Origin of the sequence: Photobacterium angustum, from assembly GCF_002954615.1 — a bacterium.
Lineage (GTDB): Bacteria > Pseudomonadota > Gammaproteobacteria > Enterobacterales > Vibrionaceae > Photobacterium > Photobacterium angustum_A.
Window position 1 is genome coordinate 461,319 of the sequence record NZ_MSCJ01000001.1, and the last position, 12,527, is coordinate 473,845.

Genomic DNA, 12,527 nt, shown 5'->3' on the forward strand with positions numbered 1-12,527 from the left:
TAATTAAAGGATAGCTATTGCGCTTTTTAAATTTATAGAATCTTTGGTATTTCTTTGGTAAAACTTAGATTAGCAAATGCTTTATATTGCCTGAGTACCACTATTTAACAGCCACTGTTAAATTATCTCCTATTATACTTCAAGATATTGAAGTATAGGAGTTACGTTATGCCTAAGAATTCTATTCAATTTCAGAAAGGCTTTTCTATACCCGAATTTATGCAAATGTACGGGACCGAAATACAGTGTCGGGAGCGTTTGTTTAATATTCGATGGAAAAATGGTTACGTTTGCCCTAACTGTGCTTCTAAAAGCTATTGTGTACTTAAATCACGGTCATTATATCAATGTAATAAGTGTCACCATCAGACTTCATTGACGGCAGGTACTTTATTTTCTCATTCAAAATTACCGTTAACTACTTGGTTTTTAGCTATTTATCTCATCACACAAGATAAAAACAGTATTTCAGCATTAGAGCTAAAGCGTAAATTAGGGGTTTCTTAAAACGCAGCATGGCGAATAAAACATAAGCTAATGCAAGTGATGAAAGAGCATGATGATAATCGAAAGTTAGGCAATATCGTGCAATTGGATGATGCATATATTGGAGGTAAACAAAAAGGCAAGAGAGGACGTGGTGCCAAGGGTAAAACACCTTTTGTATCAGCGATCTCTTTGAATGAAGAAGGTCATCCTATTTATATGCGGCTAAGTGTTGTTTCTTGTTTTAAAAAACAAGAAATTACAGACTGGGCTAAAAAGCACTTAAAAGAAAAAACGTTAGTTATATCAGATGGTTTACCCTGTTTTAATGGTCTGTTAGCAGCAAATATTATTCATGGTTCATTACCAAAAAATGGTAAAGAACTTCACCAATATGAAGCTGCATTTTATTGGGTCGATACCATGATTGGTAACGTTAAAAATTCGATAAAAGGGACATATCACGCAATTAGAGAAAAACATATTCCTCGTTATCTTGGTGAGTTCTGTTTTCGATTTAATTATCGGTTTCGAGTTGAAGATATATTCAATACGCTAATTAAATGTGGTGCAAAATCACCACCGATGCCAGAGAAATTATTAACTCTGGCTGAGTCTCGGTGGTAATCAGGAAAGAGAAAGTTCTAAAATTTCACTTATATATTTCTACAATAAGAATACTTAATTATAAAATTATACCAAATTCAGTAATTATAAATAAACTACAGCCATAAAATCCATCCTTTGTTTCCTTTTTTATATATTTGATAGTAAGGTTTACGGTCTATTGATAGTGTCATTTCTTCTTTCATACTATAAAAATTTTGTTTTGTTTCTTTTGCAGCTGAAGACCATTGAAATGCAATTAAGCCACGAGGAACATATTCATTAACAATTCCAGTAGTAATCCAATCAGCACGTCTGAGAAAACCATTAAATGGTGTATTATTCATTAAATTACGAATAAAATGAGAATTAGGAATTTGTCCAATTGAATAAAACTCACTAACTTCTCCTAATGATGCTACATCTAATGATAAATTAAACGCAATAGGTCTTTCATATTCATGCTGTAGTTTTTGTATATTTCCAATTCTGTAACTAAAAATAAAACAAGCAAAAATAGGTATTGAAATAAGCCATTTAAACTCAACTCTTGACATTATAAAAATACATGTAAGTAACATTAAAACAACAGAAAAATACGGTAATACTCTTGGGTCATAAATTTGTTCTTTAAGAATAGCCATTCCTCCTAGTATTGAAATTAAAAATACAATAATACTAAGACAAAGGTATAAATATAATTTTACATTTCTAATAAAAATAAATGATAAAATAACGGAGATGATGACAACAGGGTAAAAGAAATTTTCAAAATAAGACCAGAAGCTTAAAAATGGTTTAAAACCATTGGTAATATTATTTATAATAACTTCTATCGATGAAATATCAAGCGGTAAAATACCTCCTCGAGAAGGAAATGAAAGTATTTTCATTTCAATCATATAAAAAACATTAGCTAAGATAAATATCACTATGGATTTAATAAGATATGATATTATAAATGAAAATTTTTCTTTCTTATACGCCATCAATAAAATGAAAACAGAAAGTAAGGAAATATATAAGTTAGAAAATGGCTGATAAAAATTTAGAGCAAATGTAAGAAGGATGATTTTAATTATATAATTAAATTTTTCTTCTTTTAGAGAAAAAGCTAAAACAGAAAAAGTTAAAGCCAAAAACATTCCAAGACTATCAAATCTATATAATAGATTACCTATAAAAAAAGGGTTAACTATAAATACAACAGATAATGGAAGTGCAAAATCTTTATAATTATCTTTTAACTTATAATATATAAGATATGAGCTAAAACCGATTAAAATTATACTTAGCACCCACGTTAAAGGTGCAGCATCTACTATTAACTTTTGACTATTACTATAAATTTCAGCAATTATTGTTGCAAGAGGCCTTCCCATTGGATCCCAACCAAAACCAGACCAATTAACATTAATTCTATTTATATCATCTGCATAAAAAGCACCAGCAAAAATTACTGGAAAATAGAAAGAAAAAGATATAATCAATAATTTTAAAAATACTTTTTGATTGAATTCTTTAAAAAACATATCTATTCTCTTATTTTTTATTTTTTACTAAGTATCGAGGTCTTTTTTTGGACTCAATATAAATCCTACCGATGTATTCACCAAGAATACCAATACCAATTAACTGAATGCCACCAAGAAAAAGAATAGATACCATAATTGAAGAGTAACCAGGTACTGAGTTCCCCCATACCATATGTTCAATAATCATCCAAAGGCCATAGATAAATGATAGGAGTGATATACTTATACCTACATAGGTCCATACTCGTAAAGGAATAGTAGAAAAACTTGTGATTCCTTCAAGGGCTAAGTTCCAAAGCTTCCAGCCATTAAATTTTGTTTCTCCTGCGATTCTTTCTGCTCTCTTATATTCAATGATATATACATTACCTCCTACCCAAGATAATATTCCTTTCATGAACAAGTTTCTTTCTGGTAAAAGTAATATATTATTAACAACAGATCGTGACATTAAACGAAAATCACCAACATTACTTTCAATCTTAGGAGAACTAATTTTATTATGAATACTATAAAACCACTCTGCTGTTTTCCTCTTAATTACGCTATCTGTTGATCGATCGATACGTTTAGCTAAAACTACATCATAGCCGTTCTCCCATCGTTCTATCATCTCAGGTATCACTTCAATAGGATCCTGCAAGTCAACATCGATCGGAATAACAGCGTCGCCTTTTGCAGCTTCTAACCCGGCAAATAAAGCAGCTTCTTTTCCAAAGTTACGAGAGAAATTTATCATTTTAATAATTTTATCATTTACTTGTAATTCATTAATTACATCTTCAGTTTTATCATTACTGCCATCATTAATAAATATTATCTCAAAATTATAAGCACTGAGTTTTGACTTTACCTCTTTATAAAATAAAGGGATAGCCTCTTCTTCATTATAAACTGGAACAATAAGACTAATCATTATTATTTATCCTTAAAAACAAAATAATTTGAATATATAAAACCAACTAAAAAACTAATCATTGAAAATACTATTAGTGTAATAATTGGTGAAATTTGATTAATATCGCTAAACTTTCCAACGAAAAAAGAAAGAAAGCCTAAAAATAGAGTATATGAAATATACTTTTTATATGTAACTTTAGATTTAAAAGTGAATTTTGCATTAGCAAAGAATGAAAATGATACAGCAATTAGAAATGCAATAAAGTTAGATATAGATTGGTTGGTAATCAAGCTATATAATATAAAAAAGGAAGCCCAGTGTATTATTGTGTTAAAAACCCCGATTAAAGAATATTTTGAAATCAACTTTAACATATAATCACACCTAAAATCAGTATTTTACATTTAAAAAATAGCAATGTAAATAATAAATTAATGTAATCGTCTCGGCTAAACTTCAAAAATTGGAGGTAGGAATTAGAGAAAATGATTCAAAGTGAACACATTATTTTTCCTAATTAACTACCTAATATTAATCAGAGTAAGCTTTAGTATACCTGATTACTATTATTTAACAGCCACTGTTAAATTATCTCCTATTATACTTCAAGATATTGAAGTATAGGAGTTACGTTATGCCTAAGAATTCTATTCAATTTCAGAAAGGCTTTTCTATACCCGAATTTATGCAAATGTACGGGACCGAAATGCAGTGTCGGGAGCGTTTGTTTAATATTCGATGGAAAAATGGTTACGTTTGCCCTAACTGTGCTTCTAAAAGCTATTGTGAACTTAAATCACGGTCATTATATCAATGTAATAAGTGTCACCATCAGACTTCATTGACGGCAGGTACTTTATTTTCTCATTCAAAATTACCGTTAACTACTTGGTTTTTAGCTATTTATCTCATCACACAAGATAAAAACAGTATTTCAGCATTAGAGCTAAAGCGTAAATTAGGGGTTTCTTAAAACGCAGCATGGCGAATAAAACATAAGCTAATGCAAGTGATGAAAGAGCATGATGATAATCGAAAGTTAGGCAATATCGTGCAATTGGATAATGCATATATTGGAGGTAAACAAAAAGGCAAGAGAGGACGTGGTGCCAAGGGTAAAACACCTTTTGTATCAGCGATCTCTTTGAATGAAGAAGGTCATCCTATTTATATGCGGCTAAGTGTTGTTTCTTGTTTTAAAAAAACAAGAAATTACAGACTGGGCTAAAAAGCACTTATAAGAAAAAACGTTAGTTATATCAGATGGTTTACCCTGTTTTAATGGTCTGTTAGCAGCAAATATTATTCATGGCTCATTACCAAAAAATGGTAAAGAACTTCACCAATATGAAGCTGCATTTTATTGGGTCGATACCATGATTGGTAACGTTAAAAATGCTATAAAAGGGACATATCACGCAATTAGAGAAAAATATATTCCTCGTTATCTTGGTGAGTTCTTTTTTCGATTTAATTATAGGTTTCGAGTTGAAGATATATTCGATACGCTAATTAAATGTGGTGAAAAATCACCACCGATGCCAGAGAAATTATTAACGCTGGCTGAGTCTCGGTGGTAATCAGGTTAGTATAAACTTCTTTCAATGTGAAAATTCGTCGAACTAGTTTTGATATATTTTTGTTAATATGAATTTTATCATCTAATTCTCGATGACAGTTATTCAAAACTCCTAATACTAACTGATTTGTGCGAGCGCTTTGCCTTTAAGTAGCTTTCTTACCCACATGCGACCTGGGTGGAGCGCTTCAAGTACGTCAAGTGGTAGTGGTAATGGATCCCCACAAATTTGCGATGCTAGGAGTTCTCCGAGTAATGGCGCCGAGCTTAATCCACGAGAGCCTAAACCAACAATAGCAAAAAGATTGCTATAGATTGGGGCTGCTTTCGCTGATATTTGATTATCTCTAAGATCATCGTATTGCTGTAATAAATCATCATAACGACAAACATTACCCACATACGGTAAGTGATCTCGGACTGCACAACGAATACCAACACGTGCTCTGTTGTGAACATCAAAACCATCTATATTAATTTGTTTAGGCCACTCAACATTAGGTAAGCAGTTTACTAACCGTTGCTTGTTATCTTGTTGGTCGTTTTCATTAAAATTAAGATCAATATTGCGACGATCGTAACTGGCTCCAATGCAATGACTCTGTGTTTCTGGATTCATTGGAGTGAGATAGCCGTCATAACAAAGCACTGTTTTTAGCTCGCCCAGTGATGGATTGGTCGGCACGTGGCTGACTTGCCCGCGTACAGAAGATGCAGGGATCTGTTGGGTTTGAGGATATTGATTAAAGCGGTGACCATTAGCCAAAATAACCGTGCTATGCTGCGCTTCACTACCATCTGTAAAAGTCAGTTGCCATTGAGTTTTGTTAACTTGTTCTAGCTGACATAATTCTTTTTGTGTTTTTAGCGTCAGTTTCCCTTCATTAACGGCATGTTCAATTAACGCTGTGGTTAACTCTTTAGGTGATAACCAACCACCAAGTGGGTAATGAACACTTTCAAAACCGGTTTCAACACCGGTAATTTGCGTAGTTTGTTTTTTATCGAGCTTATGAACAAGTTCAGATGCAAAACCACTATTGATGATATTTGCGAGTTTATGGCTTGATTTATCATCCCATGCTAATTGGGTTACGCCACACCAGTTATGACTAAAATCGCTGTGAATTGCGGCTTGCTCTATAAGTTGTCGCGCATAGATAAAAGCGCTAGAGAAAAAACGAGATAGTCTATCGTTACTACCATTTAATAATGGGTAGACAGCGCCTTGTCGGTTGCCTGATGCACCTTCAGCAAGTTCATTATCAGCGCAATATAATGTGACATTTTGACCACGACGTAGCAAAGCCAGTGCGGTAGTTGCAGATGCGATACCGCCACCAATAATAGCAATATTTTCGTTTGGCTCTGTTTGTGCTTCACGATTATACCAAGGCATAATGTTCGTTTTATGTTGGCGTTCAACAACGTGACCTACGATCATGTCACGTTTAGTACCAAAGCCCTTGGTTTTTCGCATATCAAAACCGGCTTCTATTAACCCTCGACGAACAAAGCCCGCAGCTGTAAAGGTTGCTACGCTACAATCTTTACGTGCCATTTTAACCATGCCGTTGAATAAGTTTTGGTTCCACATTTCAGGATTTTTGCTAGGGGCAAAACCATCTAGGAACCATGCATCGACGATACCCTCATCGCCAACCCATACTTGAGGCATACAATCTTTGATATCACCAAACCAGAGGTCTAAGGTGATCATGCCATCTTCTAAAACGATACGATGACAATCTTTAATAGCGGGCGGGTAATGAGTATGAAGCTGCTCTGCAAGCTCTGCAAGTTCAGGCCATGCTTGATGGGCTTTAATCAAATCTTGTTGAGTAACTGGGAATTTTTCAAAGCTAATAAAATGTAGCTCTGTGGTTGTCGCATCAGGGTGTTGAGAACGGTAATCTTTAAATGCTTTCCATACGGCTAAAAAGTTTAATCCGGTACCAAATCCTGTTTCGGCAATAACAAAACGACGACGGTCACCGTCAATCCAACGCTCAGGTAAGCCATTTTGCTTAATGAAAACATAGCGCGTTTCTTCTAATCCATTAACGTTTGAGAAGTAGACATCATCAAAGTTATTTGAGACGGGTGTTCCCACGTCGTTCCAATCAAGAACGGCATTTTCAATTTGTAAGATGGATTTTTCTTGTTGTGAAGAAGACAAAGGGGGAACCTCTTTTATAACGGACAAACGATAATGGAAAACTTGGTTTAAATATCACCATTTTTAGGCGTAATATAGAAAGAAATGGCAATTTTGAACCGATTGTACCCGAATATCAGGAAAGCTGACCACTTTTTACCGCCAAAGCCGTTATAGTCGATGGCTCTGTTATATCGGTATAACAATCGCCAAACCGCTTTAAGATATGATGTTCCGTTAAAGACAGTATAATTACTGTTATGAACGCGCATCTTAAAGCCGTTTGGGAGTAAACCCGCCGTAGAGATAGCTCACGGTTAGGCTATATCCAATTAATTTTAGTAGGAAGTCATCATGAAACGAGCCGTAATTACAGGCATGGGCATTGTATCTAGTATTGGTAACAACGTTGCAGAAGTACTAGAGTCATTGAAAACAGGCAAGTCAGGCATTAATTTTTCTGAGCAGTTTGCTGAAATGAAACTACGTTCAAATGTTTGGGGTGATTTAAAAATTAACCCAGCTGAACATATTGATCGTAAGAAAATGCGTTTCATGGGTGATGCAGCGGCTTTTGCTTACCTATCAATGGAGCAAGCGGTTGCCGATTCTGGCTTAGCTGAAGATCAAGTTTCTAACGAACGTACAGGTTTAGTTGCAGGTTCTGGCGGTGCATCATCGCATAACCAATACGTTGCTGTTGATACGTTACGTGAAAAAGGCGTAAAGCGTGTAGGTCCTTACATGGTGCCACGTACAATGTCTTCAACGGTTTCTGCGTGTTTAGCAACACCGTTTAAGATCCGTGGTGTGAACTACACTATGAGCTCAGCATGTGCAACATCTGCACACTGTATTGGTCACGCATTAGAGCTAATCCAACTGGGCAAGCAAGACGTTGTTTTTGCAGGTGGTGGTGAAGAGCTAGATTGGTCATTAACGATGATGTTTGACGCAATGGGCGCACTATCAACTAAGTACAATGATGATCCATCAAAAGCATCACGTACTTATGATGCTGATCGTGATGGTTTCGTGATTTCTGGTGGTGGCGGTATGGTTGTTGTTGAAGAGCTAGAACACGCATTAGCACGTGGCGCAAAAATTTACGGTGAGATCGTCGGTTATGGCGCAACATCTGATGGTTACGATATGGTTGCACCTTCTGGTGAAGGCGCAGTTCGTTGTATGAAGATGGCGATGCAAGATCTAGATTCGCCTGTTGACTACATCAATACTCACGGTACATCAACACCCGTTGGTGATGTGAAAGAGCTAGGTGCAATCCAAGAGCTATTTGGCGAAAACAGCCCAGCGATTTCAGCAACAAAAGCCATGACGGGTCACGCATTGGGTGCTGCTGGTGTGCACGAAGCGATTTATTCAACATTGATGCTAGAGCACGGTTTCGTTGCACCAAGCATCAATATTGATAACCTAGATGAAGCTGCACAAGGTCTTGATATTGTGACTGAGAAGCGTGATGTTGAACTGAAGACGGTAATGTCTAACAGCTTTGGTTTTGGTGGTACTAACGCAACACTAGTGATCAAGAAATACGAAGCGTAAATAAACTAGATTCAGATTAATTCTAGTATTTATAAAAATGGAAAAGAGCCATAAAGTAATTTATGGCTCTTTTTTTTAACTATATGCCAACATTGAAGAATTATTAACATGTCTAGATTGTGACTTTGTTCTTTTAGTCTATTTTCAGTTAAACTAATAGCCAGTTAGCAAGGACAATAGTAGCTACTTGCACATTAGTTTACTGAGGTTAAGTATGAAAATTACAGTTGTGGGTACAGGTTATGTAGGCCTGTCAAATGCAGTGCTTTTAGCTCAACACAATGAAGTTGTTGCATTAGATATCGTTGAGGAAAAGGTTTCATTAATCAATCAAGGGTTATCCCCAATTGTTGATAAGGAAATTGAAGATTTTTTAAAAAATAAGGATTTGAATCTTAATGCGACAACTGATGCGTCACATGCTTATGATGGCGCTGAGTTTGTTATTATAGCGACCCCTACCGATTATGATCCTATCACTAATTACTTTAACACCAGCTCTGTAGAAGCCGTTATTAAAGATGTGATCGAGAAAAATCCATCAGCGATCATGGTAATTAAATCAACTGTACCTGTTGGATATACAGAAAGTATTAAAAAGCAGTTCGGCATTACAAATATTATGTTCTCGCCAGAGTTTTTACGTGAAGGTCGTGCACTGTATGATAATTTACATCCTTCTCGTATTATTGTCGGTGAACGTTCTGAGCGAGCTGAGGTCTTTGCTGGACTATTAAAACAAGGTGCTGAGAAACAAGAAATTGCTGTTTTATTTACAGATTCTACAGAAGCTGAGGCGGTAAAATTATTTTCCAATACTTACCTTGCGATGCGTGTGGCTTATTTTAATGAACTCGACAGCTATGCGGAAGCATTAGGCTTAGATAGTCGCCAGATTATTGAAGGTGTGGGTTTAGATCCTCGCATTGGCAGTCATTATAATAATCCATCCTTTGGTTATGGCGGTTACTGCTTGCCTAAAGATACTAAGCAATTACGCGCGAATTACCGTGATGTACCTAATAACATTATTGGTGCGATTGTGGATGCGAATACCACACGTAAAGATTTCATTGCTGATTCAATTATTGCTAAACAGCCTAAAGTTGTAGGCGTTTATCGCTTAATTATGAAATCAGGATCTGATAATTTCCGCGCATCGAGTATTCAAGGCATTATGAAACGTATAAAAGCCAAAGGTATTGAAGTGGTGGTGTTTGAACCAGTGCTGGAAGGAGATGAATTCTTTAATTCAAAAGTTATCAAAGATCTTGAAGCATTTAAAGCGATGTCTGATGTGATTGTTTCGAACCGTATGGATATTGAACTTCAAGACGTACAAGAAAAAGTATATACCCGAGATTTATTCGGGGCTGATTAAGTAAAGCAGGGAAGCTGAAATGAAAATCCTTATTGATGAAAATATGCCGTATGCGTTGGAGTTGTTTAGTGAACTTGGTGAGGTCATCGCCAAACCAGGTCGAAATTTAACGGCTGATGATTTGGTAGGGATTGACGCCCTGATGATCCGCTCGGTGACGAAAGTTAATAGCAGCCTGTTAGAAAAAGCCGATAAGTTAAAATTTGTGGGAACTGCAACAGCAGGACAAGATCATGTTGATCAACCGCTATTAGCTGAGCGTGGTATTACTTTCACAGCAGCACCAGGCTGTAACAAAGTGGGTGTTGCCGAGTATGTACTTAGTAGCTTAATGGTATTAGGGCAGCAACAAGGCTTTTCTGTTTTTGACCGCACTGTTGGGATCATTGGCGCTGGTAATGTTGGCTCATATTTGGCGAAATGTTTAGATGCATTAGGCATTCGTTATCTGCTTAACGATCCATTAAAGCAAGCGGAAGGCGATGAGCGTCAATTTGATTCAGTTGAAACGCTACTTGCTGAGTGTGATGTTATCACAACCCATACTCCGTTAACTCGTGATGTCGAGTTTCCAACTCATCACTTAGTAAACGAAGCTTTTCTTAACGCATTAAAACCCAATGCTATTTTAATTAATGCGGCTCGTGGTCCTATTGTTGATAATCGTGCTTTAAAAGCTGCCTTAGTGGCTTCTCATAATGGTACAGGGAAGGCACTTACAGCAGTACTTGATGTGTTTGAGCAAGAGCCATTGGTGGATTTAGAGTTATTACCGTATTTAGCTTTTGCTACACCGCATGTGGCTGGATATGGGCTTGAAGGTAAAGCTCGTGGAACAACTATGGTTTTTAACCGCTTTTGTGAGTTTCTAGGTGTTGATAAGCAAGTAGATGCGAGTGAACTTTTGCCTGTTGCGCCAATTCCTCAAGTTGAATTAAGTCGTCAATGGAACGAGGCAAGTTTATTTAGCCTTACTCAATTGGTGTATGATGTACGTAAAGACGACGGTATCTTCCGTCGTCAAATGCAGCTAGCTGGTGACGATAACAGCAAAATGGCCACTGCTTTTGATATGATGCGAAAAAACTACTGGGATCGCCGTGAATATAGTGCAATTACAGTAGCAGGCAAGGCAGATTTTGAGGTAGAGTCGCTGGCTAAATTAGGTTTTACAGTAGTAGAGGTCACTCAATGAGTCAGGAATATGATATCGCAATACTAGGCGCAACAGGTGCTGTCGGCGAAGCTATGGTCGAGGTGCTAGAAGAGCGTAATTTTCCTGTTCGCAATCTTTACTTGCTGGCAAGTGATCGTAGCTCTGGCAAAGTGTTACGTTTTAAAGGTAAATCAATCCGCGTGAAGAACGTGGAAAATTTCGATTGGGGCCAAGTTCAAATTGCTTTGTTTTCAGCAGGTGCTGAAGCATCACGTCATTGGGCGCCTATCGCCACAGATTTTGGTGTAGTGGTGATCGATAACACATCTGAATTCCGTTATGAATATGATGTTCCGTTAGTGATCCCTGAAGTAAACCCTGAAGCGATTGCTGATTATCGTAACCGTAATATTATTGCAAATCCCAACTGCTCTACGATTCAAATGTTAGTTGCTCTTAAGCCAATTCAAGATGCTTACGGTATTGATCGTATTAATGTCGCGACTTATCAATCTGTATCCGGCTCTGGTCGAAAGGGAATTGATGAGCTTGCGGGTCAAACAGCAAAATTGCTAAATGGTCTGCCTGCTGAAAACAGTGCTTATGACAAGCAAATTGCATTTAACTGCATACCTCATATCGATGAGTTTATGGATAACGGTTACACCAAAGAAGAAATGAAAATGGTGTGGGAAACACAAAAAATTCTTGGTGACTCAAGTATTCGTGTTAATCCTACCTGCGTACGTGTTTCTGCTTTCTTTGGTCATGCAGAAGCGGTGCATGTAGAAACGCATCAACCAGTAGTAATCGAAGATGCGATTAATCTACTTGAAAATACTGATGGTATTGAAGTCTTCCATGGTACTGATTACCCAACACAGGTAACAGATTCTGTAGGTAAAGATCACGTGATGGTAGGTCGTATTCGTGAAGATATAAGCCACCCATGTGGTCTGAATATGTGGGTTGTAGCTGATAACGTACGCAAAGGTGCGGCAACAAACAGTATTCAGATTGCTGAAAAGCTAATTGAAGAATATTTGTAAAAGAGATAAAACGAAGGAGCAAGAGATTGCTCCTTCCTCATTTCCATGATCTTGCTGGTAAAACCCTAAGTAGTCACTTGACATACATCGCGACCTAGCAAAAATTA

Annotated in this window: 8 protein-coding genes and 2 pseudogenes; 6 read left to right on the plus strand and 4 right to left on the minus strand. The window is 36.6% G+C overall.

Annotation, left to right across the window (positions count from 1 at the left end; genetic code table 11):
* Window positions 1-168 precede the first annotated feature (168 nt).
* Window positions 169-1,113, plus strand: a pseudogene (locus BTO08_RS02005) (IS1595-like element ISPma1 family transposase).
* Window positions 1,114-1,208: 95 nt separating this feature from the next.
* Here the strand turns inward: BTO08_RS02005 and BTO08_RS02010 are convergent.
* Genes BTO08_RS02010 through BTO08_RS02020 form a run of 3 tightly spaced genes read right to left on the minus strand, consistent with a single transcriptional unit; the run spans window position 1,209 to window position 3,902 of the window.
* The gene (locus BTO08_RS02010; protein WP_105059679.1) at window positions 1,209-2,624 is read right to left on the minus strand and encodes a glucosyltransferase domain-containing protein; all 1,416 of its coding nucleotides are present in this window, start codon (window positions 2,622-2,624) and stop codon (window positions 1,209-1,211) included.
* A 10-nt stretch (window positions 2,625-2,634) separates the two neighbouring features.
* Complete coding sequence (locus tag BTO08_RS02015) at window positions 2,635-3,543, minus strand: glycosyltransferase family 2 protein (RefSeq protein WP_347337940.1); 909 nt, start codon at window positions 3,541-3,543, stop codon at window positions 2,635-2,637.
* A gap of 2 nt (window positions 3,544-3,545) precedes the next feature.
* Complete coding sequence (locus tag BTO08_RS02020; RefSeq protein WP_105059681.1) at window positions 3,546-3,902, minus strand: GtrA family protein; 357 nt, start codon at window positions 3,900-3,902, stop codon at window positions 3,546-3,548.
* A 260-nt stretch (window positions 3,903-4,162) separates the two neighbouring features.
* Here BTO08_RS02020 and BTO08_RS02025 point away from each other — a divergent pair.
* Window positions 4,163-5,108, plus strand: a pseudogene (locus tag BTO08_RS02025) (IS1595 family transposase).
* 117 nt (window positions 5,109-5,225) lie between these two features.
* Here BTO08_RS02025 and mnmC read toward each other — a convergent pair.
* Window positions 5,226-7,286 (minus strand): bifunctional tRNA (5-methylaminomethyl-2-thiouridine)(34)-methyltransferase MnmD/FAD-dependent 5-carboxymethylaminomethyl-2-thiouridine(34) oxidoreductase MnmC, encoded by a 2,061-nt coding sequence (mnmC, locus tag BTO08_RS02030; RefSeq protein WP_105059682.1) that lies wholly within the window; start codon window positions 7,284-7,286, stop codon window positions 5,226-5,228.
* A gap of 333 nt (window positions 7,287-7,619) precedes the next feature.
* Here mnmC and fabB point away from each other — a divergent pair, with 333 nt between their 5' ends.
* The 4 genes from fabB (at window position 7,620) to BTO08_RS02050 (ending at window position 12,420) form a co-directional block, all read left to right on the plus strand.
* A complete protein-coding gene (fabB, locus tag BTO08_RS02035) occupies window positions 7,620-8,834 on the plus strand; it encodes a beta-ketoacyl-ACP synthase I (RefSeq protein ID WP_105059683.1) in 1,215 nt (404 codons plus the stop codon).
* Window positions 8,835-9,048: 214 nt separating this feature from the next.
* The gene (locus BTO08_RS02040) at window positions 9,049-10,215 is read left to right on the plus strand and encodes a nucleotide sugar dehydrogenase (protein ID WP_105059684.1); all 1,167 of its coding nucleotides are present in this window, start codon (window positions 9,049-9,051) and stop codon (window positions 10,213-10,215) included.
* A gap of 19 nt (window positions 10,216-10,234) precedes the next feature.
* On the plus strand, window positions 10,235-11,410 hold the full coding sequence (locus tag BTO08_RS02045; protein ID WP_105059685.1) for a 4-phosphoerythronate dehydrogenase: 1,176 nt from the start codon (window positions 10,235-10,237) through the stop codon (window positions 11,408-11,410).
* Complete coding sequence (locus tag BTO08_RS02050; protein ID WP_105059686.1) at window positions 11,407-12,420, plus strand: aspartate-semialdehyde dehydrogenase; 1,014 nt, start codon at window positions 11,407-11,409, stop codon at window positions 12,418-12,420. Before BTO08_RS02045 ends, BTO08_RS02050 begins: the two co-directional genes overlap by 4 nt.
* Window positions 12,421-12,527 lie beyond the last annotated feature (107 nt).